Origin of the sequence: Chryseobacterium sp. KACC 21268 (assembly GCA_028736075.1) — a bacterium.
Taxonomy (GTDB): domain Bacteria; phylum Bacteroidota; class Bacteroidia; order Flavobacteriales; family Weeksellaceae; genus Epilithonimonas.
The window spans coordinates 192,020-215,602 of record CP117875.1 but is presented as its reverse complement, the minus strand read 5'-3'; the positions used below and the strand labels follow the sequence as shown (position 1 = coordinate 215,602).

General features: G+C 37.1%; 19 protein-coding genes and 1 riboswitch. Of the genes, 14 read left to right on the top strand and 5 right to left on the bottom strand.

Going from position 1 to position 23,583, the window contains the following annotated elements; genetic code table 11:
- Positions 1–71: 71 nt before the first annotated feature.
- From PQ459_01070 to PQ459_01060, 3 genes are all read right to left on the bottom strand, one after another.
- Positions 72–1,634, bottom strand: a complete 1,563-nt coding sequence (locus PQ459_01070) for an AraC family transcriptional regulator (GenBank protein WDF47087.1) — start codon at positions 1,632–1,634, stop codon at positions 72–74.
- 124 nt (positions 1,635–1,758) lie between these two features.
- On the bottom strand, positions 1,759–3,915 hold the full coding sequence (locus tag PQ459_01065; GenBank protein ID WDF47086.1) for an outer membrane beta-barrel family protein: 2,157 nt from the start codon (positions 3,913–3,915) through the stop codon (positions 1,759–1,761).
- 55 nt (positions 3,916–3,970) lie between these two features.
- Entirely contained in the window at positions 3,971–6,070 is a 2,100-nt protein-coding gene (locus PQ459_01060) for a TonB-dependent receptor (GenBank protein ID WDF47085.1), read from the bottom strand.
- A 178-nt stretch (positions 6,071–6,248) separates the two neighbouring features.
- On the opposite strand from PQ459_01060, the gene PQ459_01055 reads away from it, so the two are divergent.
- From PQ459_01055 to PQ459_01015, 9 genes are all read left to right on the top strand, one after another.
- Positions 6,249–6,596, top strand: a complete 348-nt coding sequence (locus PQ459_01055) for a hypothetical protein (protein ID WDF47084.1) — start codon at positions 6,249–6,251, stop codon at positions 6,594–6,596.
- Positions 6,593–7,609 (top strand): histidine kinase, encoded by a 1,017-nt coding sequence (locus PQ459_01050; protein WDF47083.1) that lies wholly within the window; start codon positions 6,593–6,595, stop codon positions 7,607–7,609. The genes PQ459_01055 and PQ459_01050 overlap by 4 nt, the downstream gene beginning before the upstream one ends.
- On the top strand, positions 7,610–8,296 hold the full coding sequence (locus tag PQ459_01045) for a LytTR family DNA-binding domain-containing protein (GenBank protein ID WDF47082.1): 687 nt from the start codon (positions 7,610–7,612) through the stop codon (positions 8,294–8,296). It abuts the gene before it with no gap.
- An 86-nt stretch (positions 8,297–8,382) separates the two neighbouring features.
- Positions 8,383–8,601: an acyl carrier protein gene (locus tag PQ459_01040; protein ID WDF47081.1), complete on the top strand. Its 219-nt coding sequence runs from the start codon at positions 8,383–8,385 to the stop codon at positions 8,599–8,601.
- A complete protein-coding gene (locus tag PQ459_01035) occupies positions 8,601–9,815 on the top strand; it encodes a fatty acid--CoA ligase family protein (GenBank protein ID WDF47080.1) in 1,215 nt (404 codons plus the stop codon). Before PQ459_01040 ends, PQ459_01035 begins: the two co-directional genes overlap by 1 nt.
- Entirely contained in the window at positions 9,812–10,534 is a 723-nt protein-coding gene (locus tag PQ459_01030) for an SDR family NAD(P)-dependent oxidoreductase (protein WDF47079.1), read from the top strand. Before PQ459_01035 ends, PQ459_01030 begins: the two co-directional genes overlap by 4 nt.
- A gap of 13 nt (positions 10,535–10,547) precedes the next feature.
- A complete protein-coding gene (locus PQ459_01025) occupies positions 10,548–11,123 on the top strand; it encodes an acyltransferase (protein ID WDF47078.1) in 576 nt (191 codons plus the stop codon).
- 242 nt (positions 11,124–11,365) lie between these two features.
- The gene (locus tag PQ459_01020) at positions 11,366–11,917 is read left to right on the top strand and encodes a sigma-70 family RNA polymerase sigma factor (protein WDF47077.1); all 552 of its coding nucleotides are present in this window, start codon (positions 11,366–11,368) and stop codon (positions 11,915–11,917) included.
- 10 nt (positions 11,918–11,927) lie between these two features.
- Positions 11,928–12,305, top strand: coding sequence for a hypothetical protein (locus PQ459_01015; protein ID WDF47076.1), 378 nt, complete (start codon positions 11,928–11,930; stop codon positions 12,303–12,305).
- Between the two features lie 63 nt (positions 12,306–12,368).
- On the opposite strand, the gene PQ459_01010 is transcribed toward PQ459_01015, so the two are convergent.
- Both PQ459_01010 and PQ459_01005 read right to left on the bottom strand, forming a co-directional pair.
- Complete coding sequence (locus tag PQ459_01010; GenBank protein ID WDF47075.1) at positions 12,369–14,639, bottom strand: aconitate hydratase; 2,271 nt, start codon at positions 14,637–14,639, stop codon at positions 12,369–12,371.
- A 311-nt stretch (positions 14,640–14,950) separates the two neighbouring features.
- Entirely contained in the window at positions 14,951–17,731 is a 2,781-nt protein-coding gene (locus PQ459_01005; protein ID WDF47074.1) for a bifunctional aconitate hydratase 2/2-methylisocitrate dehydratase, read from the bottom strand.
- Positions 17,732–18,450: 719 nt separating this feature from the next.
- On the opposite strand from PQ459_01005, the gene PQ459_01000 reads away from it, so the two are divergent.
- From PQ459_01000 to PQ459_00980, 5 genes are all read left to right on the top strand, one after another.
- Positions 18,451–19,119 (top strand): WG repeat-containing protein, encoded by a 669-nt coding sequence (locus tag PQ459_01000; GenBank protein WDF47073.1) that lies wholly within the window; start codon positions 18,451–18,453, stop codon positions 19,117–19,119.
- Positions 19,120–19,145: 26 nt separating this feature from the next.
- Positions 19,146–19,236, top strand: a riboswitch (TPP riboswitch).
- Between the two features lie 122 nt (positions 19,237–19,358).
- A complete protein-coding gene (locus PQ459_00995) occupies positions 19,359–21,461 on the top strand; it encodes a TonB-dependent receptor (protein ID WDF47072.1) in 2,103 nt (700 codons plus the stop codon).
- Between the two features lie 160 nt (positions 21,462–21,621).
- The gene (locus PQ459_00990; GenBank protein ID WDF47071.1) at positions 21,622–22,290 is read left to right on the top strand and encodes a T9SS type A sorting domain-containing protein; all 669 of its coding nucleotides are present in this window, start codon (positions 21,622–21,624) and stop codon (positions 22,288–22,290) included.
- 93 nt (positions 22,291–22,383) lie between these two features.
- Complete coding sequence (locus PQ459_00985; GenBank protein ID WDF47070.1) at positions 22,384–23,064, top strand: hypothetical protein; 681 nt, start codon at positions 22,384–22,386, stop codon at positions 23,062–23,064.
- Positions 23,036–23,554, top strand: coding sequence for an acyl-CoA thioesterase (locus tag PQ459_00980; GenBank protein WDF47069.1), 519 nt, complete (start codon positions 23,036–23,038; stop codon positions 23,552–23,554). Before PQ459_00985 ends, PQ459_00980 begins: the two co-directional genes overlap by 29 nt.
- Positions 23,555–23,583 lie beyond the last annotated feature (29 nt).

The following is a 23,583-nucleotide window of genomic DNA, read 5'->3' as shown; positions in this document are numbered from 1 at the left end:
GTATTTCATTCTATGTGTCTGTCAATATCATTGATTTTGATAGAATTAATTTTGTTATAAGTTATTTAATATCAGTTGTTTAAATTGTATTTGGTTTGGTTTTTTCTCGCGCTTTCGGTGAGGAAAATAGATGGCGAAATACCTGTCACACTTTTGAAAACCTTTGCAAATGCACTGTGTGTCGCAAAGCCGGAAATCTCTCCCAGGTAGCTGATCTTGTAATTCAGATACTCGGGATTGTTGTGGATTTTCTCGCAAATGTAGTTGATGCGCAACTCATTGATGTAAGTATTAAAATTTTTGCCTTTGTATTTGTTGATGATTTGAGACAGATAAGTTGTATTGGTTTTCAACTGTACTGCTAAAGTGGAAATGTTTAATTTTTGGTTGGTGAATCTGTCAGACTTTTCAAATTTATTCAGTTTCTCCAGAATCTCCTGTTCCACTTCTGATGGAATCAGTTGGCTTTCCGCACCTTTTGGAGCATCTTCAATTTTAAAATTATTATTTAAGTCTGATTTTTTCTCCAGAGCTCTGATGATTGCTTCGTACTGTCGTTTTTGCTTTTGTCTTTTCTTTCCGATATAGAGAAACACAACGATGCTGATTGCGGAAATCAGAAATAGAATAATGATGAGTGTCGTATTTTGTTTATTCGCTGATGAGATCTCGTTGGTCAGTTTTTTCTCTTCAAGATTTACAGCGTTTTTGATGGTCGCAATATTATGCTTGGCGATTTCTTTGTTGATCTCCAGATGCTTTTCATTATAAAGGTCAAAGTTTTTATAATCTTCCAGCATTTTATAATTCTTTGAGATGGACAGATATATTTTTGACTTCAAGATATCATCATTCAATTCCTTGTTTTTAAGAATCGATTTTAAAGTATCAATAGCCAGTTGGTGTTTTTTCTCAGCGGTGTAAATGTCAGAAAGTGTGAAAACAGCGTAGTCATTCACAGTCGGATTTTCCTTGATTTCCAAAGTCTTTTCAATGTAGAAACTCGCGGAATCAAGTTTTTTGAGATAATAAAATGAATCTCCCAGATTGTAGTAAGAACGCTTGATGTAGTAAGGCGCATCAATCTTCATCTTGCTGAACTCTGATAACGAATTTTTAAAGTACGAATTGGCAGCACCATACTTTTTATCGTCCATATTGATTTTTCCTAATTCGATGTAAGACAGTCCTTTCAGTCGGTATTTGTCATTACCTTCCGGCAGCTTCTTTATCTCATCAATGGTCAGATGAAGGTAATAGACAGCCTTGTCCTTAAAATCAATATTGAGGTACATCTGGGCAATTGTACCGTAGATTTTCGTGATGATTTCCGGGTCGTTTGTTTTCTCGGCATATTCCTTCGCCTGAAAGAGCAACTCTGTGGATTTCTTGGTGTTTTCTTTAGCGAAATAAGCAAAAGACATCAGCGCCAATGTGTTGGATTTCTGTTTGTCAGACGTAGAATTCTTTAAAATGTACGTTCCGATTTTTATCGTTTCGTCCGGATTCTTATTTCTCAGAATATTCAGGCGGTTTTCCAAACTATCCAAAGTCTTTTCGTTCTGAGGATATACAAAAGCAAAACAAAAAAAGAAACCTATCAGAAAATAAAGTTTTGATTTAAAGCTTCTCATATCGAGGCCAAATTATATCATTGTAAGTATTCATTTTGAAAATAAAATACAAACATACAAATTCCTTATTTTTGATAGATATACTTTATATTAAGATAGATTTCAAGTTATTATTTAAAAATAATTAATTACTGTTCAGCAATCCACCACTAGAATCGGTATTGGTATTTTTTATTAAGTTCGGGTCAACCTTTGCCAATTTATTTTTTGTCGGAATCTTATAATTAAAAGAAATTCCGAACTTTCTCGTATCATTTTTATTCGTCAAAAGAACTGGGTTGAAATCATTTGGCGGCACAGAATTGAAAGTATTCTTGTTCATATTGAAAATGTCGTCTGCATAAAGTGTGATTGTCAAACGGTCATTCATCAATTTTTTGGTAAGATTAAGGTCAATTGATTGGTTGAATGGCTTTATCGCATCGAAATAGAAATAATTTCCTTTCGTAATATGACGATAATTTGCAGTAAATTTTATATCCTTCGGCAAAATAATCTGCGCCATTCCGCCAAAAACCCAAAATCCTTTGTTGTCAAGCGTAGGAATCTCGTGTCTTTGATAACTTGTAAATAAATAAAGGAAATTGATTTTGTCCGGATTGAAATCAAACTTCATCATCTCCTTCAAGCTTTTTGTGAAAATCATAAACGGAACCGGTAATCCAGCATTGAAGCTGTGTATTCGCATCGTTGGAATATTGATGTTCGTATTGGTCACCAAAATGTCTTTCCTTCCAACCTGTTGGGCAATATTATTATCCGCGTAACTGATGCTGTAACTAAAGAAAGCATAATCAAAAGCCGAAATCTTAACTTCAAAATTATCAAAAATTGTAGGCTGCAAATAAGGATTTCCGCCATAATTGATATTCTGATTGTTGAAAACCGTATTGTTCGGATTTAAGAATGAAATATTCGGCAGGCTTATTTTTTTGTTATAATTAAAGCTGAAATAAACATTCTGCATAATGTTGTACTGCGCACTGGCGTTCGGGAAAACTCTGAATTGATTAAACGGCGTCAAATCTTTTGCAACAACTGCATTGTTTTCCATCATTCTGGTAACGCCGCTGATGTCATAATTCTCAGCTCTCGCTCCCACGATAAAATCAAATTTCTTCAACTTTGCCTGCAATTCAGCGTACATAGAAGACGTTTGTCTTTGGTAATCCAGATTGGTAATCACTTTGTTGTCCGTATCAAAATTCAGTTTTTCATACAAACCGCCGACATTGATTTTCCCTTCATCTAGAATTTTCAAAGGCTGAGAAAAATCGACCTTGAAGCTGTAAACATTCTGGTTGGAAGCATTCGCCGTATTATTGGACGGATTGATGAAACTGTTCTGCGCAAAATCCGTATTGTAATTGTTGTAATTCAGCTGGAAATCGAGCTTTTTATTTTTATCATCAAACCTCTTTTGATAAGTTATCGTTGCATCATTCCTATTCGTAAATGTTTTTCCAAAATCCTCAGAATTAACAGGCGTAATGATATTATTAATCAATCCAAAACCGCTGCTGGCAACCGCATTGTCATTGTTGTTTTTATTAAGTTCGTAATTCAGAATCAATCGGTCTTTTCCCAAATCAAAAGTCATTGCCGCATTTCCAAAATAACCTCTCCCTATTTTATCGGTGAAATTTTTTGAAAGGTCAGAAATCTCACTCCATTGGGCATTTTCACGATAGTTTTGACCGAAGTTAACTTGCCATCCAAAATATTTATTTCGTGCGTTTAGGCTAAGGCTGTTGACGGTTTTATGTCTGGCCTTGTCATAATTGCTGAAGGCATAACTTCCGCTATAAGTTGCAGAAAGATAACTTTTAGCATTTTTACTCGTGATGATATTGAGAATCGCGCCGCCAGAAGTTGCCGGGAATTCTGCGCCAGGCTGAGTCACGATTTCGATTTTTTCTACAGAATTGGCAGGCATTCCTTCCAGAAAAGCGGTTAGTTCGTTACTGGAAATATTGAGAGGTCGCCCGTCCATATAGACTTCCAGCATTTTTCCTTGGTACATCATTCCGGCAATATCCGTAGAAACCAGACCTGGAAGTTTCTTCAAACCGTCCATCAAAGTTCCGGAATTAAGGTTTGGTTGTTCCGAGAAATCAAAAATCGTTCTATCTGCTTTTTGTTCAACCGCCTTTTTAGTTTTGGTAATGGTTACCGCTTCGATTTGTTTTTCTTTGTCATTTTCCTTTTTCGGAGTTTCCTGCGCAAAGTAGATTTGACTTAGAAATAATCCAGCGATCGGAATGATAGATTTGATTCTCATAGTTTTGTTTGTGATTTATTAGACTCAGAATCTGCTTTTTTGTTACATTAATAAATTAATTTGCTCTGTCTTTTTCCTCAAAATTAATATGCTTTTTGCTGATCTTCTTTTTGTTTCCGAAGGTGTAATTGACACTTAATCTGAAACTTCTGCCGTCCCAATAGTTGTTCATCAACTGTGTGCTGTCATCAAAATACATTTGACCTTTGAATCGCTGTCCAAAAATATTGGTAACTGTCGCATTGATTTGAAGCTGTTTCTCCATTAATGAAATCTTAAGTCCAGAATTCAAATTGGAGAAGTTCTCAAAACGGGTATTCACATTTTTGTAAGGCAAACTTTGGTCGTAGTTTAAGAAAAGTGCAATCGTTTTTGTTTTGTTCAATGTGAAAGTATTATTAATAGAATAACTTAATGAATAACCTTTCAAAGTTGGCGCATTGATATTGAAAACTTCCGAGGTCTGATACGATGCGTTGACAGTAATATTCGATTCCCAGAATTTGAAGAAAGTGTCTGTGTACGAGGCATTCATTCCATAAAAATCATTGTTGTAGTGATTCAGATAAGTTCCAGTTTGAGAAATCCCGTCTAGATAAGCCACTTGCCCAAACGCATTCTTCAATCTTAAATAATAAATGCTGGTCGAAAACTTGTTGTTGTAAGTGTAACCCAACTCGTAATTATTAATGTACGATGGCGTCAGCAAGGGATTTCCTGTGGAGTAGGACTGTGGATTTTCGTACCATCTGAAAGGATTCAAATTGCTCATACTTGGTCGGTTAATTCTTCTGGAATAGGACAAGCTGAACACATTTTTATCTTCCTTATAAGAAACAAAAGCCGACGGAAACCATTTTCCATAGCTGAAATTATTCACAGCGCTTTTCACAAATGTATTTTCATATCGCAATCCAGCTTTCGTTTCCCAATGTTCGCCGAAACTTTTACCGAAACTTGCGTAAGCCGCATAATTTTCTTCTCGGTAATTGAACGTGCTGCTTTTCTCATCATCAATGACAAACTGATTATTTTTCCAATCCAGATATTGCAAATCTGCGGAATTTCTGAATTGATTGAATTTCACGCCAGTTTCAATCGTCCCAAACGAAAAAGGCAATTCCAAATCACCCTGAACCGAGAAAATCTGAGGCTTGATCATCGACAAAGTTTTCACATCCTGAATTGTATTTTCAGGTAAGGTCAAAGTCGAAAAATTAACTTCCGTCTCATTGTTGTTTTGATAGAAATTCCCCGCAAAACTCAACTTTTTTCCAAGAGAATCCAACTTCAAATCATAATAGGTACTGAAAGTGTGTGTCGGCGATTTTTCTCTGTGAAATGTGTTGGTCAGAAAGTTTTTTTCATCCAGTTTTGGACTGATATTTCTCGTCGTGTTCACGATGTCCATTCCGTTTTTTCCATTATCAAAAATATATTCCATCCCAACTTCGGAGTTTTTGTTGATTTTATAGGAACCGCTCAAGTTCGGTGTCAAAATCTGCCACATATCTTTTCGGACAGAGCGGTTGTAATTCTGCGACGCGCCAAGAATCGTGAATCTCTCATCCGCACGTTTTGCACCTTCGATGTAGCTTGTCTTTAAGCTTAAACTTAATTTTTCGGTTTGATAATTCAAAGTTCCATTCGTGCTTCCGTTGAAATAAGTTCTTTGGGTCAAACCAGTACTGATATTGCCACTGAAACCAAGATTTGGATTTTTCTTTAAAATAATATTGATGAGTCCACTATTTCCTTGCGCTTCATACTTTGCAGGAGGCGTCGTAATGACTTCGATTTTCGATATGTTTTCGGAACGGATGGATTTTAGATAATTTAATAATGCAGTTCCGGAAAGATTCAGCATTCTGCCATTAATCATCACATTTACCGAACTTTTTCCGATAATAGAAATCGTTCCCAGATTTTCATCCACTTTCAGCATCGGAACATTGGCCAAAGTTTCGCCCGCATCCATTCCTTGAGAAGCGATAGATGCATCGACATTGAAGATGAGTCGGTCCGCCTTTCTTTCCAGCAATTTTTTCTTGACCAATATATTGACTTGTTCAAGTTCCTTCAAGCTGTCTTTTTGAGTTTGAGCAAAAGTTAAAGTTGAGAAGATTGTCGTGATGAATAGATATTTCAGTTTCATAAATAGTTTATTAGATAGTTGTAAAATCCTGATGCAAATGTATTTTCAAAGTCTTTCCTCTGAAATAGCGTTTAGATTTGATGAGGTTTTAATCCGACCAAACTATTTTCATCGGTAAAAAACAGGCGTTCATAGAATTTGGTGTTCTGGATGTCTTTGCTGTTCCTATTTTTGGAATATGAAAAAAGTAACTCTAATCCTGATTTTAGCATCTATGGCGTCCTGCATCGGAGCACATCGCGTAGATGTTTGGAAAACGATGGCAATTGCGCCTGGAGACAGCATCGTCCTACAAAAGCTGAAAGCGCCTGCCACTTTAGAAATTAAAAATCTTTCGAATGAAACGGTAAATCTAGTTTCGGAACTGAATATGCCGAAAACCATCATCGCAAATTCTCAACTCAATTACAGATTGCCAAAAAAAAGCAGATTGATAATGGAGAATCCAAATTCAGATTCCGTTTCTATACATTTGCATTATTCTTCGTCAAGACCAATTTTAATTAATAACAAAGAACTGCGATGAAAAAGAAACAAATCATCTGGCTTCAAATCATCTATTGGAGTCTCAACTTTTTTGGAACTGTGATTACGCCTTTGTATTTCTTCGACAGAGAGAACGATTTGCAGAGTACGGTTTTGAGAATTACCTTTTTCCTCGCAGGGATTATCACGTTTTATATTTGTTATCTGGTCATCATTCCAAAAGTTTTCAGACAGGAGAAAGTTTATACCGTTATTCTTTCGTTTTTCCTTTCGATTCTTTGTTTTGCGACAGTCAGATATTTGATGGAGGAGGTTTTATTGCCTGTCACTTTTGGATTTAGAAATTACAATCAGGAAACAGGATTGCTTTATTACTTTTTTGATAACATTTATTACGGCTGCATCAATGTTTTTATTGCCGGAATAATGTGGTTGCTGGAAAAATTTGGCGTGATTGAAACCGAAAGACAAAAACTGGAACAGGAAAGAAACGAGGCGAAAATTCAGGCATTAAAAACTCAAATCAATCCTCATTTCATCTTTAATACTTTAAATAATATCTATTCCTTGGTTTATCAGAATTCAGAAAAAGCTTTGCCTGCGATTGAGGAATTGAGTCAATTGTTAAGATACATCACGAAGGATTTGGAGAAAAATTTCATTCCATTGGAAAAGGAAATCGGTTATCTGGAAAGCCTGATAGAACTGGAAAAGCTTAGATTGAAAAGTCCCGAACTATTAATGATTGAAAAAAAAATCAATCATCCCAACCTTAATATTTCGCCAATGCTTTTGGTTCCGTTTGTTGAAAATGCTTTCAAACACGGCGATTTCAGTGGCAAAGGTTTTACGATGAAGATTTCGGATGATAATCAAGCTTTGAATTTCCACATTCAAAACTTCAAAAAGCAAAGGTCAAAAGATTCACTTTCCGGGATTGGAATCAACAATGTGAAAAAACGATTGGAAATCCTGTATCCGAAAAAACACGAACTGAACATCACAGAAACCGAAACCGAATTTTCTGTAGATTTGAAAATCGATTTGAAATAAATGAAAAAGATAAAATGTATTGTTGTAGATGACGAACCTTTGGCTATCCAGCTTCTGGAAAATTACGTGACGAAAATTCCTTTTCTGGAACTGGTTTTCTCTTCCGAAAATCCCATTGAAGCTTTAGAATATATTCAAGATAACGAAGCAGATTTGATTTTCCTTGACATTCAAATGCCGGAACTTTCGGGAATCAATTTTATGAAAATCGTTGGCGACAAATTGAAATATATTTTGACGACCGCTTATTCAGAATACGCTTTGGAGGGCTACGAGCACAATGTCATCGATTATCTTCTCAAACCAATTTCGTTCGATCGCTTCGAGAAAAGTGCTTTGAAGGCGCAGGAGAGATTTCAAACCAACGAAACTTCAGCAAATTCTTATTTCTTTGTAAAGTCTTCCGGACAACAGCATAAGATCAATTTTGATGAAATCCTTTACGTCGAAAGCATCAAAGATTACGTAAACATCAAAACCGAAAATCAGGAATATATCGTCCTTGACACTTTGAAATCTTTGGAAAGTCAACTACCAGAAAACTTTGCCAGAGTTCATAAATCTTTCATTCTCAATCTGGACAAAATCGAAAAAATCGACGTTCGAAATGTCTTCCTTAATTCCGGAAAAGAAATCCCGATCGGCGAAACCTACAAATCCGAATTCTTTCTCAGAATCAAAAAATAAAAATTACAGATATAAAATTATAACTTGTAATTGCAGTATTGTGTTTTTACGAAAAATTTATGTTAATTTTGCAACAAACACAAACGATGCAAGAAAAACTGCTTCAAATAGTAAATTCTATTAAGAAGAATAAATTCGAGGACGAAGTTTTGGAACTTAAACCAGAACAGCAATTACGAGAAGATCTCAATTTTGATTCATTCGATTTGGCTGAACTTACAGTGAAAATCGAAGAGGAATTTGGGGTCGATATTTTTGAAAACGGATTGGTAAATTCGGTTCACGAAATCTACACTAAACTTTAATGTCTTTCCTTGTTGACCGCAGTGTTTCCTTATCCTACAGGGAAATTTTGCAATATCTGAGTGTCTCCGATTCGTACACAGATTGTTACATTTATCCAGATTTGAAATCCTTTTTTCTGAATTGGATTTTTGCTTTGGTTAATGAGAAAAACATCGCGTTGATGGATTCTGATTTATCTGAAAGGGAAATTATTGCGAATGATCTCGATGTCAACCAACTAGTCAAAATTGACCATCCAAAGAAAGTAAATTCAGTAGATGAACTTGTCGAGTTGATTAGAAATTCTAATTCAGAAATCACACTTTTCACTTCTGGAACGACTGGTTTTACAAGAAAATTCACGCATCCGCTGAAAAATCTCATTAGAAAAATCAATGTTTCTGACGAACGGAAAAATGACGTTTGGGGATTTGCCTTCAATCCGACGCACGTTGCTGGCGTTCAGGTTTTTTTTCAGGCTATCTTGAATCAAAATCTTTTGGTCAACGTTTTTATGGAATCGAAAGATTTTGTCATTAATGCAATTAACGAATATAAAATCACCAATCTTTCCTCAACGCCAACGTTTTACAGATTGCTTTTGCCATTGTCAGAATCCTTTGATTCCGTAAAAAAAATTACGATTGGAGGCGAAAAGTCAGATAATTATTTGATTTCTCAAGTCGAAAAATATTTTCCGAATGCAAGAATCAATAACGTGTATGGTTCCACGGAAACCGGACCTTTGTTTTCCTCTCAGAATGACGAATTCGTTGTTCACGACAAACATATCGGTTTGGTAAAAGTCGTTGACGACGAATTGTACATTCATAAAAATCTTTTCGGGAAAACATCTCAGCTCAATTTGATTGATGACTTCTACGCAACCGGAGATCTAATCGAATGGATTGACGATGAGCAAAGACGATTCAGATTTACATCCAGAAAAAATGAACTCATCAACGTTGGCGGTTACAAAGTGAATCCGTACGAAGTGGAAGATGAGCTGACGCAACATCCGAAAATCCGGAACGTGAGGGTTTTTGGAAAGCCAAATGCAGTTCTCGGAAACATCATCTGTTGCGAAGTAGAATTGCTTGCTCATACAGAATTAAAGGAAGAAGACGTTAGATTTTATCTTAATGGAAAGATTCAGAATTTCAAAATCCCAAGGAAAATCAGTTTCGTTGAGAAAATAGAATTAACAAGAACCGGAAAAAAGAAAATCGTATGAATATACTAATTACGGGAGTTTCCAGAGGCGTTGGACTAGAAATAAGTAAACTGTTTCTGGAAAACGGACATACAGTTTATGGCATCAGCAGAACAGAATCCGAGGAATTACAGGCACTTGAAAGAGAGTATCCGGAAAATCTTTTCTTCAAAATTTTTGACTTATCCAATCCGGAAGACATCAAGCAAGCGGTTTTCAGGGATTTCGTCACTAATAAAATCCCGATTCATGTTTTAATCAACAATGCGGCAATGGCTTACGATGATATTGTGACGAACCTCAAATATGACGATTTGAAAACAATGTTCGATGTCAATCTATATTCGCCAATGTTCCTGACAAAATATGCAATCAGGAATATGATTTATAATCGAGTGGCAGGCAGTATTATTCATATTTCTTCGATTAGTGCACACACTGGATACAAAGGCTTGGCTATGTATGCAGCTTCCAAAGGTGCATTGCAGTCATTTTCAAAAAATATTTCCAGAGAGTGGGGTGAGCGTGGCATCCGTTCCAATATCGTAGTTCCAGGTTACATGGAAACTGCAATGAACGAAAAACTGACTCCCGAACACAAAAACAGAATTTTCAAAAGAACTGCTCTGAAAAAGGAAACCGATATGAGATCTGTTGCAGAAACTGTTATGTTCTTGTCAGACGAACGATCAAAATCCATTACCGGCCAAGAGATTTTTGTTGATTCTGGTACATTATAAAAAAACAAAAACTATGATCAATCTAATTTACAAAACACTTAATATCATTCCTAAAACAATATTCAAAATTGAGAAGCTATATTCTTACAGTATTCTCAATTCTCATTCTGGCGTGAAACTTCATTCTGATCTCCGCATTGGAAAAGCAACGACTTTTGAATTGGACGATGATGCGAAGTTTGAAATGGGTAAAAATGTAATCTGGAGAGATCATACGGCAATTCGAATCAGAAAAGGTGGACATTTAATTTTTGGTAATAATGTTGATCTCAGCCATTATATTTCCATTAATTGTTTGGATAAAATTGAATTGGGTGATGATACTTGCATTGCGGAAGGTTGCAAATTTTATGATCACGATCACGCTTTTGATACAAAGCCCGAATACATCTGGCATAAAAATGAGTTCAATACAGCGCCAATCATCATAGGCAAAAATGTAAAAATCTACAGCAATGTTACCATTCTCAAAGGTGTAACAATCGGTGATAACTGCATCATCGGAGCAAATTGTGTAATCTCACGGAACGTTCCTGCGAATTCCATTATATTCGGCAAACACGAGTTGATGAGGTTGCCTTTGATGTAAATTACTTTGAGCAGCTTTATCCGATAACTGTTCCCGCTTTTTGCTATTGCTTTCCCGCTTGTTACAATGACTTCCACCCAAACCTACCGAATTGGCCATCCATTCAAATAAATGATAAATTCAGATGGTCAGGCTGCGAAGATTGTTTATTTTAATATGTTTTCAGAATTATTTTAAAAAACTTTAAAGTAAAAAAAAAGTCGTGTCGTCATATTCATATGGACTCGCTATCTTTACAGCAAATGACCGAAACTAGATCTGCATCGATTACTGAGGTCGTAAAAAATTACGGCTCTCAACTCTTGCGCTTTATCAATTCTAAAGTGGCAAAGACGGAGGATGCAGAAGATATTCTACAAGAAGTTTGGTTTCAGACCAGTCGACTCACCAATCTCAATGAGTTGGAAAACGTCGGTGCCTGGTTATATTCGGTGACACGAAACAAGATTATTGACAGTTATCGCAAGAAGAAAACAGAATCACTCGAAGATTTTGTCTATCAGGACGAAGACGGCGAGCTGAATGTGAAAGATATTCTCTTGGCAGATGACAGCAACAATCCAGAAGTTGGGATGTTCAAAGATCTGTTCTGGGATGAGCTGATGAAAGCTCTGGATGAACTTCCGGAAAAGCAAAAAAGAGTGTACGTTCAAAACGAGCTGGAAGATAAAACCTTGCAGGAAATTGCAGATGCAGAGGGCGAAAACATCAAAACAATTATCAGTAGAAAGTCATATGCGGTGAAACATTTGCGAAAAAGGATGCAGCGACTTTATAATGATCTGAAAAATTAATTTTAAGAAAATGAACAAGCATAAAAAGAAATTTTGGTTAGCATTCCCTTGTGTGATTGTCGCAATCGGATTGTTTATTTGGTTTTTCCAATGGCTTTGGAATATGGTTTTGCCTGATGTTTTGGGCGTGAAAGCAATCACGTATTGGCAATCTCTTGGTATTTTGCTGATTTCAAAGATCCTATTTGGGGGATTGGCTAATGCAAAAGAGAAATTCAAAAATCGAAATGGTTTTGGAAATGATGACCGGGAAATGTGGAAACAGAAATTGGAATCCAGATTTTGCGGCACCGAAGAAGAACGCGAAAAAATGAAGCAAATGTGGAAACAGAGATTCGAATCTAAGTTTTGCAGACAAGAACCGGAAACAAACGAGAATAAAATTTAATAGAAAAATAAAAATGCCTCACAGATTAGCGAGGCATTTTTTTTATTTGAAAACTAAGACTTCTTAGTTCTGTTTTTCCATTAATTTAATAAGGTTCAGCGCAGATCCGGCTTTGAACCAACCAATTTGCCCTGCATTATAGGTATGGTTTGTAACGATAACATCTTTAGTTCCATCAGCATGAACAAATTCTAAAGACAATTGTTTACCTGGCGCAAACTGATCAAGGTCTAAGAAGTTGATCGTATCGTCTTCCTGGATCTTGTCGTAGTCTTCTTTGTTGTCAAATGTCAGCGCCAACATTCCTTGTTTTTTAAGATTGGTTTCGTGGATTCTCGCAAAAGATTTTACCAAAACCGCTCTTACGCCAAGATGTCTTGGTTCCATTGCAGCGTGTTCTCTGGAAGAACCTTCACCATAATTCTCGTCCCCAACAACTATGGTTGGAACGCCATCTGCTTTGTATTGTCTCGCAGAATCCGGAACTGGTTTGTATTGTCCGTCTTCCTCATTCTTAACATTATTGGTTTCCATGTTGAAAGCGTTAACTGCACCAATCAACATATTGTTGGAAATATTATCAAGGTGTCCTCTGTATTTCAACCAAGGTCCAGCCATAGAAATATGATCGGTAGTACATTTCCCGTACGCTTTAATCAGAAGTTTTGCGCCTGTAATATTCTTCCCGTCCCAAGGTGTGAAAGGTTCCAGCAACTGCAATCTATCCGATGTAGGAGAAACCACGACTTCAACTTTGGAACCGTCCTCCGCTGGCGCAATATAACCTGGGTCATCGACATCAAAACCAAGTCTTGGAAGCTCGTCGCCATTTGGTTCATCAAGAAGAACCATTTCGCCGTTTTTGTTTTTAAGTTTATCAGTCAATGGATTGAAAGTCAGATCACCTGCGATTGCCAAAGCCGTTACCAATTCTGGCGAGCCTACGAAAGCGTAAGTGTTTGGGTTTCCATCGGCTCTTTTGGAGAAGTTTCTGTTGAACGAGTGAACGATGGTGTTTTTCTCCTGTTTCTCAGCACCTTCACGCGCCCATTGTCCGATACACGGTCCGCAGGCATTAGCAAAAACTTTACCGCCAATCTCGTCAAAAGTTTTCAGGAATCCATCTCTTTCTACCGTGAATCTCACTTGTTCCGATCCTGGTGTGATGGTGTATTCTGCTTTGACTTCGAGATTTTTTTCTTTTGCTTGTTTAGCGACTGAAGCTGCTCTGGCAATATCTTCGTAGGAAGAGTTGGTACAAGACCCAATCAACCCAACTTCGATTTTTGTTGGCCAACCATTTTTCTCAGCGATTTCCTTCATTTGAGAAATAGGCGTTGCTAAATCTGGTGTGAAAGGGCCATTAAGATAAGGTTCCAAAGTATCGAGATTTATTTCAATGACTTCGTCAAAATATTTTTGAGGTTCTGCTAAAACTTCTGGATCTGCCTTTAAAACGTGAGCCACGGCATCCGCTGCATCGGCAAGATCTACTCGGTCTGTTGAGCGGAGATATTTGCTCATATTGTTGTCATAAGCAAAGATTGAAGTGGTTGCTCCAACTTCTGCGCCCATATTACAAATCGTTCCTTTTCCGGTACAAGAAAGCGACTCTGCACCTTCTCCGAAATATTCTACAATTGCTCCAGTTCCACCTTTTACGGTAAGGATTCCGGCTACTTTAAGAATTACATCTTTTGCGGCAGCCCAACCATTTAATTTTCCGGTCAATTTTACACCAATCATTTTAGGGAATTTAAGTTCCCACGCCATTCCGGCCATTACATCAACGGCATCAGCTCCACCAACACCGATGGCTACCATTCCAAGTCCACCCGCATTCACGGTATGAGAATCGGTTCCAATCATCAGTCCGCCTGGGAAAGCATAATTTTCTAAAACCACTTGGTGAATAATTCCTGCGCCGGCTTTCCAAAATCCGATGCCGTATTTATTAGAAACAGATTGAAGAAATTGATAAACTTCGTTGTTTTTATTTTCTGCTTCAATAAGGTCTTTAGCTGCCCCAACTCTTGCCTGAATCAAGTGATCTGCGTGAACCGTGGACGGAACTGCAACTTGTTTCTTTCCTGCCTGCATAAACTGCAAAAGTGCCATTTGTGCCGTCGCATCCTGCATTGCTACTCTGTCTGGTGCAAAATCTACATAGGATTCTCCGCGTTTGAAAGATTCTTTCACCTGTTTTGGGTCCAAGTGGGCGCAAAGGATTTTTTCGGAATAGGTAAGAGGTCTTCCCATAAAAGCTCTTGCATCGTTCACTCTGGTTTCGAAATCAGAATAAACCTTTTTTATCATATCCAAGTCAAAAGTCATATCTCGATTTTATTTTATTATTAATTAATCAAATTTTCCTCGATTTAATCGGAGAAAGTTATCTTATTCTTTAAATCAAATTTTGTTCCTACATTCCTTAAAATATGATAAATAAGATGAATGAGCACAATATTTTACAACTATCAAGTTAATAAAAATTGAGGTCTCTAACTTCAAATTTCATTTAAATTGAACTTCAATCCAATAATATGGAAATGTTCTAAACAAAAAAAGAAAGATCCTGAATCCAAAAGGACCAAGATCTTTCAATTATTATTTAAAAAAGTCCTGAGACTTATCTATTCATTTTATTAATGACCAACAGCAACTAATTCCTTGATTGGAGGAGCAAATTTTGTCAAGTCAATACCTTCAACGGCTGCTTTGTATTCCTCGATATTTGGAATTCTTCCGATGATTGCTGATAAAACAACAACTGGAGTAGAAGCCAACAAAGATTCACCTTTTTTACGTTCAGAATCTTCTACAACTCTTCCTTGGAAAAGTCGGGTAGAAGTGGCCAAAACTGTATCTCCTTTTTCCGCTTTTTCTTGGTTACCCATACAAAGGTTACAACCTGGACGCTCTAGGTACATCATATTTTCATATTCAGTACGAGCAGCGCCTTTCGGAGCGTTGTCATTAAACTCGAAACCTGAGTATTTTTCTAATAATTCCCAATCGCCTTCCGCTTTCAATTCATCGATAATGTTATAAGTAGGAGCTGCAACTACCAATGGAGCGCTGAATTCTACTTTACCATTTTGTCTTTCGATGTTTCTAAGCATTTGAGAAACAATCTTCAAATCGCCTTTGTGAACCATACAAGATCCTACGAAACCAAGATCCACTTTTTTATCACCTCCGTAATAAGTCAAATCTCTGATGGTATCGTGCGTATATCTTTTAGAAACGTCTTCGTTGTTTACGTCTGGATCAGCAATCATTGGCTCAACGATCACATCTAGGTCTACGACAACTTCTGCGTAATATTTAGCGTTAGAATCTGGAGTCAAAGCTGGTTTTTCACCAGACTTGATCTCAGTAATTCTTTTGTTTGCTTTATTAATTAAACCTTGAAGAACCTGAAGGTGGTTGTCCATTCCTTTGTCGATCATAATCTGGATCCTGCCTTTTGCAATTTCCAAAGATTCGATCAAAGTATCATCCTCGGAAATACAGATTGAAGCTTTTGCCTTCATCTCTGCAGTCCAGTCGGTGAATGTAAATGCCTGATCAGCTGGAAGTGTTCCGATGTGAACCTCGATGATTCTACCTTGGAAAACATTTTCTCCTCCAAATTGCTGAAGCATTTGCAATTGAGTCGCGTGAACCACATCACGGAAATCCATATGTGCTTTCATATCGCCTTTAAAGGTTACTTTCACAGATTCCGGGATCGGCATAGAAGCTTCTCCAGTCGCCAAAGCCAAAGCCACAGTTCCAGAATCGGCTCCAAAAGCGACACCCTTAGACATTCTTGTGTGAGAATCTCCTCCGATGATAATTGCCCATTCGTCAATCGTGATATCATTCAAAACTTTGTGAATCACGTCTGTCATCGCGTGGTATTCACCTTTCGGGTCACGTGCTGTGATTAATCCGAAATCATTCATAAATTTCATCAATCTAGGAATATTAGCCTGCGCTTTCTTATCCCAAACCGAAGCTGTGTGGCATCCAGATTGGTAAGCACCGTCAACGATTGGAGAAATAACAGTTGCTGCCATAGATTCCAATTCCTGAGCAGTCATCAAACCGGTTGTATCTTGAGAACCAACGATGTTAACTTCAACTCTTACGTCAGATCCAGCGTGTAAAACTTTTCCTGGTGATAAACCAACAGCATTTTTGTTGAAGATTTTCTCAACCGCAGTAAGACCAACGCCTTCTTTGGTAATTTCTTTTGATGGCGCATAAACAGTCGGGATTTCAATTCCTAATAGGTTTGATGCCCAAGTCTGTAATTTTTTACCAAAAACAATTGCGTAAGAACCACCAGCTTTGATGAATTCCATTTTTTGTGGCGTGAAAGATTTAGAAATATCTTTCAATTCCTGATCGCCGTTATATAATTTTTTGGTCTTCGTATTAATAGTAAGAACAGTTCCAGTCGCTACAGAGTAAACTTCTTCAAGGATTGGTTCGTTGTTCTCGTTACGGATTACATTTCCTTCTGCATCTACTTTTTTCACCCAGTTTTGAAGGTCAATTCCGATTCCTCCAGTTACGTCAACAGTTGTCAAGAAAATCGGAGAGATTCCGTTTGTTCCGGCAACAATTGGTGCAATATTCACAAATGGAATGTATGGACTTGCTTGTTTTCCTGTCCAAAGAGCCACGTTGTTTACACCAGACATCCTGGATGATCCAACACCCATTGTTCCTTTTTCAGCGATTAGCATGACGCTTTTGTCAGGATGTTGTGCTTGTAAAGCTTTGATTTCTTGCTGAGCTTCAGGCGTCATCATACACAAACCGTGAAGTTCACGATCGGATCTTGAGTGCGCTTGATTTCCTGGAGATAATAAATCCGTAGAGATATCACCTTCACCTGCAATATAGGTTACTACTTGTACTTCTTCCGGAGCTTCTGGAAGTTTTGTAAAGAATTCAGCTTTTGCGTAGCTGTCAACAAGTTCCTGTGCAATTTCGTTGCCTTCATTGAAAGCCGCTTTCAAACGGTCTGTATCTGCCTCGTAAAGGAAAACCTGAGTTTTAAGAACGTTTGCAGCTTCTTTAGCAATGTCTTTATCATTACCCAAAGCAAGATCTAACAATACTTTGATTGAAGGACCGCCTTTCATATGAGATAACAATTCGAAGGCGTACGCCGGAGAAATTTCAGTTATTTTGGATTCTCCAAGGATGATTTCTTTTAAAAACTCCGCCTTGACTCCAGCAGCACTCGTGGTTCCTGGTAAAACGTTGTAGATAAAAAAGTTGAGAGAGTCTTCTCTGTGTGCGTGTTCTGAATCTTTGATCTGTGCGATGATTTCGCTTAGTAATTCTGCACCGTCAATAGGCTTCGGATGAAGGCCTTGGCTTTTTCTCTCTTCGATCTCTTGGATGTAATCCTGATAAATATTCATAAATAGAAATTCTTTTTAAAAATTAAAGGTAGATTTGTAGATGAAGTTGTTACCAATCTTGTAATCACAATTCTACTGTTTTGATCTGTTGCAGTTTGACTTTTACTAAAGTCTAGTCTAAGAAGGGCTTTAATACTTTTCAAACCGCACAAATTTACGAAATTATACGCTTTTAAACGATCGGATTAATTTAGATTCAAAATAAATTAGATTTAATTTATCTATATTATATAATTTTATAAAATTAATATTTACTTTACAAATCGAAGTTGGTTATTGTTATGATGCTGAAAATTAGTACATTAATTAAAAAGAATAAAAAACAAATTGCTTTTTGTGTATTTTTTCTGTGCTTGATTTCTGTTTATTTTTTTATTAATCCTTCAAAAAGCTCATATTTCCTAAAATGTCCATTGAAGACAATTACAGGCTACGAATGCGCAGGTTGTGGCGTCCAGAGAGCATTACACGAGTTACTGCATCTCAGGTTTTTAGAGGCTTTTAAATTCAATCCCTTATTTGTCATTTCAATTCCGATTATGCTTATAGTTATGGTCGCTAACCTGTCAAAAAATGAAACTTTAAAGCAAATTTCAAAACGTTTTTTTGGGAGTAGAATCTTCATTTTTCTTGCGTTAATAATAGTTTTTGTATTTTCGTTGCTGAAAAACACAGACTTTTACAAAGATTTTATTTTAAATCTCTAAACACGCGATCCGATGAAAAAATTCTTTAGCTTACTATTAATGAGCTGTTTCCTTGCAGCTTTTTCTCAGATGAAGGAAGATTATTTGCCTGCATTAATCCCTCAAAAAATCGATGGGAAATCCGGATATGTGAGCCCGCAAGGTAAGATGGTGATCACGCCAGAATATCACATTGCTATGTTTTTTTCTGAAGATTGCAACCTTCTGAATTCCCCAAATAAAAACGCCAGAGTTTTCGGCTCCGCTGATTTTGCGACTGTTGAGAAAAATAGTATTTCTTACCGTATCAATAAAAAAGGAAAACGAGTTTATCAATATAAAAAAGCGGATCTCGGAAAATGTTCCCAACCTTACGAAATGTCCAGATTTAAAGCCTTCACACTGAACGGAATGTACGGATTGGTAAGCAAAGACAGCATTGACTTAGGTGGTTACAAAGATTTTGACATCTACCCACAATACCAGATGTTGTATGTTCTGGAAAGTGACAGGGAAAATCCAATGATGATCGCTGTTCGGAATAATAAGTTTGGGATTGTTGACAAGCAGAATAAAGTCATTATTCCTTTTGTTTACGCTGACATCAAAATGAATCTTTCCTGGAAAACGGCTCATCTTTTTGAAGTTTCAAAAGACGGAAAGAATTATTTTTACGTGGATAAAAACAATAAAGCCTATTAATTCAAAAATATTTGTAATTTCGCAGTCAGAAATTTAAGGGGTGCTGTAAGAAGCTGAGATTATACCCAATGAACCTGGAACAGATAATGCTGTTTAGGGATACATCATTATAAATGATAAAGCATTAACGATACTTGATCATCTGCAGAAGAATCATTTATCAACTATCATTCATCATTTATATCTATAGTCGCCCCTTTTATTCTAAAATAATTTTAACAAACAAAATTTTTTTAAGAATGAAAGGTTTACTTTTTTTAGGAGTGTTCATTGCTCCATTCTATTTTTCACAAACTACAGATTCTGTACAAGTTACAAGCATTAAAGCTGTAGAATTCACCAAACGAACGCCGGTCGCTAAATCCATTATCAATGTTGATAAGGAACTTGCGGATAAGAATCTCGGCCAAGATCTGCCGATACTTTTGAAAAACCAAATGTCCGTCATATCTACTTCCGATGCGGGAAATGGTGTAGGTTACACAGGTTTAAGGATCAGAGGAACGGCTGGAACAAGTATCAATGTAATGTTGAATGGCGTTCCTTATAATGATTCCGAGTCGCAGGGTACTTTTTTTGTGAATGTTCCGGATTTGACGAGTTCGGCTTCACAAATTGTGATCCAGCGTGGTGTGGGAAGTTCTTCCAACGGTGTTTCGGCTTTCGGAGCAAGTGTCAATGTCATTTCCAGAGATCCATCGGATACATTTTCTGTGAGAACGGATGATTCTTATGGCTCGTTCAATACCTACAAATATTCTGCTGAGGTCAATTCCGGGAAGTTCTGGAAAAACCGATTGTCTGTGATGGGAAGGTACACGCACATCCATTCTGATGGTTTTATTGACAGGGCTTTTTCCGATCTGCATTCCTATAACTTTTCCGCTTTGTTTCAAGAAAAAAATACAGAGTTAAGGTTTTTAGCCTTCGGAGGTAAAGAAAAGACATATCAAGCGTGGAATGGAATCGATAAGGCCACTTGGGAAACGAATCCGAGATTCAATTATTCCGGAGCCATCTACGATGCAAATTGGGAAAACATCACAGGTTATTATGATAATGAGACCGACAATTACAGACAAAATCATTATCAATTCCTATGGAACCAACGTTTTTCTGAGGAGTGGAAACTCGAGATCACAGCACATTACACCAAAGGAAAAGGGTTCTATGAGAATTACAAACAAGGTGATCCGTTCGCCAGATACAGTTTGCCCAACCAAGTGGTGAATGGTACGGAGGAAGAATATTCGGATTTTATCAGAAAAAAATGGCTGGACAATGATTTCTACGGTGTGATCTCCACTTTGTATGGTAAACTAGGAAACCTTGATCTGAATGTCGGTGCCGTTGCCAATCAGTATTACGGAAAGCACTTTGGAAATGTGACGGGCGTTTTTTTTCCACAAATTCAGGAATCGGAATATTATAGAAACCGCTCTATCAAAAATGAAGTTTCGGGTTTTGCAAAAGCGATCTATAAGTTGGGGCAATTTGAGATCTTCGGAGATCTTCAGGTGAGGAATATCGATTATGATACAAAGATCCAATTGGCTGGCGATTCTGAAGGTGCAGACCTGGACAGAAAATGGACGTTCTTCAATCCAAAGGCTGGTGTTAACTATAATATCGGAAACGGAAAAATATTTCTTTCCTATGCCAATGCGCACCGCGAACCAAATCGTGATGATCTTTTCGCAAATCCTGATACGAAGGCAGAAACGCTTCACGACTTCGAAGTTGGATTGGAGAAGCAAGTGGGGAAAGTGGCATTTACGGCAAATGCTTATTATATGTATTACGAAGACCAATTGGTTTTGAATGGTCAGATCAACAATGTTGGCGAGTTCATCAGAACCAATAGCGGAAAAAGTTACAGAGCAGGAATTGAGTTGGGTGTTTTAGCAAAACTTTCGGACAAATTACAGCTGTCTGCAAATACGACTTTGAGTTCTAATAAAAATAAAGAATTCATCTCCGAGACCGATGAAGGTCTGGTGAATTATGGGAAAACGAATATTTCCTTTTCTCCCAATGTGATTGCGAATGGAAATGTCACGTATTCTCCATTTAAAGATTTCAACGTGGGAGTGACTGCGCAATATGTTGGTAAGCAATTCTTGGATAATTCCGGAGATAAAGTCAATCAATTAGAGGATTATTTGGTTCCAGATTTTAATGTTTCTTATAAACTGCCGCTTGCAAAAAATGAAGTGGTTTTAAGATTCTTATTAAATAATTTCACGGATACTAAGTATGTCAACAACGGTTTTAGTGGACCGTATTACTTTGCGCAAGCAGGAATTAACTTCATGTTTGGGGTTTCTATTAAGCTAAATTAAAATTATTGTATTTGATTTTCAATGCATTAAGTTGATTTGCTCTTAAAATATCACTTTTTTATTTGTTAATTTAAAATTAATGTTAGTTTTACATTTCGTTCATAGTGCAATTGTGAGGAGCATTTTGAATAATTTATATAGACCTTAAAAATTAACAATTATGAGAAAATTTTATTTTCTAGGACTTGCTTTGTTAGCGAGTGCTACAGCTTTCGGGCAACTTACTTACACTGTAAACAACGGTGAGTACAAATTAACTTACGGTAAAACCAGCGATTATAGCTTCTATAATCCACAAAGCGCACCAACATTTTATGTTCACGTTTGGTCATCTCAGACAGATGGCGATAATGACAAAGGAAACTTTGATGATGCTTGGACCAACTCTACAACCACGATGACTTGGGATGCAGCAGAAAATGCTTACGTAGGGACAATTAACCTTAATACAAAACTTTTCACAAATTCTAACAACACTATGCCAGCTGGAACTGTTGTTCAAAGAATTGGTGTTGTTTTTAAGAATAAATCCAATGGTGCAGATTTCCAATCTTCCGATAGAGATCTTGAAGGCCCAACTACACTTACAAGCCTAGCGGTTTCTGAGGTTGGTGGCAAAGCAAAATCGCAAGTTGCAGCTGGAAAACTATTCACATCAGCAAAAGGAAACGTAGACCTTACAGTTTATGACTTTGGTGGAAAAGTGATCAAAACAATGAAAGCAAACGCAAACGGAAATCCGATTGACCTTAATCTTAATCAAAAAGGATTATTCTTGGTACAGATTTCTGGTAACAATGTTTCAGAAGTTGTAAAGTTTGCAAACTAGACCTTAATTATTCATATCAATTTCTAAAGGCTGCCGTAAAAAGCAGCCTTTTATATTTTCTACAACCTCAAAAATTATGTAGTTTTGTGCCAAATGAATTTTGAACATCATATATATCAATATCTTCTGAAGCATCACAAGGCAGAAGTCCCAGATCTTGGCGTTTTCGAACTTACCAAAGAATCTGCGAAGATCGATGCGGCAAATTCTATCATCACACCACCAAAAGAGGTCGTGAAGTTCCAGTACCAACCATCGGTGTTAAATAATCAACTTGCCAAATATATTGCCGAAGAGACCAATTCCAATCTATTTATCGTTCAGATGGATCTGAAGAATGAGATTGCGAAATGGTTTCAAAAATTGCAGGCTGACAATCATCTTTATCTGGAAAATCTAGGTCAATTCAAACTAGATAATGATAATAGGATCATTAAAATGACGGACGATGCAGATGATGTGTTCGGATTGGAAGCCATCAACCTACAAACCTTGAAGAAGACCTTTCCAAAGAAAAACATTGTTTCGGATCATTATGCCTTTAATAAAAATGTCATTTGGACATTCTTCGGGATTGTGATATTAGGAATTTTTTCTCTGCTTTTTTTCGGAGATCAACAATTAATATTTGGAAAATCATCAAAGATCCCGACTCAAAAGGTGGTCAAGAAATCGGAACCAAAGAAAGTTCTGACAGTGGCCAAACAAGACTCAACTAAAATAGATAGTATAAAACCAACAACGAATGCAAAAATCCAAAAAACCAATAGATAGCCTTACGGTAATGACGAATATCGTCCTGCCCAACGAAACCAATTCATTAAGAAATCTTTTCGGAGGCGAGCTGTTGTCAAGAATGGACCGCGCAGCTTCGATCTCAGCGACCAGACATTGCGAAAGACGCGTTGTAACAGCTTCTGTAAACCACGTTTCTTTCAATCACCCGATTCCAGAAGGTGGGATTGTAGTTTTGGAATCTAAAGTTTCCAGAGCTTTTTCTACGTCGATGGAGATCTATGTGGATGTTTGGTTGGATGATCCGATCAATCAGACGAAAATTCAGACGAACGAAGGAATTTACACATTCGTGGCAGTTGATGAGTTCAATAGACCAATTCCAATTCCTCACATAGAACCGGAAACAGAGTTGGAAATAGAACGCTATGAAGCAGCGTTGAGAAGAAAAGAATTGTCACTGATCCTTTCCGGAAGAATGAAACCGACTGATTCTGTAGAACTCAAAAAATTGTTCTTAGGAGAATAATCATCAAATATAAACGGGCTTTCATTAGC

Coding starts and splice junctions, on each gene's coding strand:
- PQ459_01030 (WDF47079.1), top strand. CDS start 9,812: ATGAATATACTAATTACGGGAGTTTCCAGAGGCGTTGGACTAGAAATA.
- PQ459_01070 (WDF47087.1), bottom strand. CDS start 1,634: ATGAGAAGCTTTAAATCAAAACTTTATTTTCTGATAGGTTTCTTTTTT.
- PQ459_01045 (WDF47082.1), top strand. CDS start 7,610: ATGAAAAAGATAAAATGTATTGTTGTAGATGACGAACCTTTGGCTATC.
- PQ459_01005 (WDF47074.1), bottom strand. CDS start 17,731: ATGAATATTTATCAGGATTACATCCAAGAGATCGAAGAGAGAAAAAGC.
- PQ459_01060 (WDF47085.1), bottom strand. CDS start 6,070: ATGAAACTGAAATATCTATTCATCACGACAATCTTCTCAACTTTAACT.
- PQ459_01015 (WDF47076.1), top strand. CDS start 11,928: ATGAACAAGCATAAAAAGAAATTTTGGTTAGCATTCCCTTGTGTGATT.
- PQ459_00985 (WDF47070.1), top strand. CDS start 22,384: ATGAATTTTGAACATCATATATATCAATATCTTCTGAAGCATCACAAG.
- PQ459_00980 (WDF47069.1), top strand. CDS start 23,036: ATGCAAAAATCCAAAAAACCAATAGATAGCCTTACGGTAATGACGAAT.
- PQ459_01020 (WDF47077.1), top strand. CDS start 11,366: ATGACCGAAACTAGATCTGCATCGATTACTGAGGTCGTAAAAAATTAC.
- PQ459_01035 (WDF47080.1), top strand. CDS start 8,601: ATGTCTTTCCTTGTTGACCGCAGTGTTTCCTTATCCTACAGGGAAATT.
- PQ459_01025 (WDF47078.1), top strand. CDS start 10,548: ATGATCAATCTAATTTACAAAACACTTAATATCATTCCTAAAACAATA.
- PQ459_01055 (WDF47084.1), top strand. CDS start 6,249: ATGAAAAAAGTAACTCTAATCCTGATTTTAGCATCTATGGCGTCCTGC.
- PQ459_01050 (WDF47083.1), top strand. CDS start 6,593: ATGAAAAAGAAACAAATCATCTGGCTTCAAATCATCTATTGGAGTCTC.
- PQ459_01065 (WDF47086.1), bottom strand. CDS start 3,915: ATGAGAATCAAATCTATCATTCCGATCGCTGGATTATTTCTAAGTCAA.
- PQ459_00990 (WDF47071.1), top strand. CDS start 21,622: ATGAGAAAATTTTATTTTCTAGGACTTGCTTTGTTAGCGAGTGCTACA.
- PQ459_00995 (WDF47072.1), top strand. CDS start 19,359: ATGAAAGGTTTACTTTTTTTAGGAGTGTTCATTGCTCCATTCTATTTT.
- PQ459_01000 (WDF47073.1), top strand. CDS start 18,451: ATGAAAAAATTCTTTAGCTTACTATTAATGAGCTGTTTCCTTGCAGCT.
- PQ459_01040 (WDF47081.1), top strand. CDS start 8,383: ATGCAAGAAAAACTGCTTCAAATAGTAAATTCTATTAAGAAGAATAAA.
- PQ459_01010 (WDF47075.1), bottom strand. CDS start 14,639: ATGACTTTTGACTTGGATATGATAAAAAAGGTTTATTCTGATTTCGAA.